Source organism: Billgrantia sp. Q4P2, assembly GCF_052806135.1.
This window is the reverse complement of record NZ_JBRBAI010000041.1, coordinates 1-531: the sequence shown is the minus strand read 5'-3', so window position 1 is coordinate 531 and position 531 is coordinate 1. Positions and strand designations below refer to the sequence as shown.

The window sequence follows — 531 nt, the reverse complement described above, 5'->3', positions numbered from 1 at the left end:
CACCGAATCGAGCGCCACCGCCGCCCTCGGCACCCACTACCTGCGCTTTCTCGAGGCACTGAAGGCCGCCGGCTTCGAGGGCGAGATCGCCCCGGACTACGCCAGCCGCACGGTGCTGGCCACCGACAACTCGATCTACCAGCGCCTGCCCCAGGCGGCGCTGTTCCCGCGCCATGTCAGCGATCTCGAGCGGATTGCCCGCCTGGCCGGGGAGGCAACGCATCGCCGGGTGGTGCTCACGCCCCGCGGCGGCGGCACCGGCACCAACGGCCAGTCGCTCACCGACGGCCTGGTGGTGGACGTGTCGCGCCATATGAACCGGATTCTCGACATCGACGTCGAGAACCGCCGCGTGCGGGTGCAGGCCGGGGTGGTCAAGGACCAGCTCAACGCGGCGTTGAAGCCCCATGGGCTGTTCTTCGCGCCGGAACTCTCGACCTCCAACCGCGCCACCCTCGGCGGCATGATCGCCACCGACGCCAGCGGCCAGGGCAGCTGCGAGTACGGCAAGACCCGCGACCACGTGCTCGA

1 protein-coding gene is annotated in these 531 nt (G+C 70.4%); it reads left to right on the top strand.

Translation table 11 applies throughout. The annotated features are described in order from the left end of the window. Nucleotides 1-40: 40 nt before the first annotated feature. Nucleotides 41-531, top strand: a 491-nt coding sequence (locus ACUY1T_RS22015; protein ID WP_446025702.1) for an FAD-binding oxidoreductase, incomplete at its 3' end; no start/stop codon positions are given.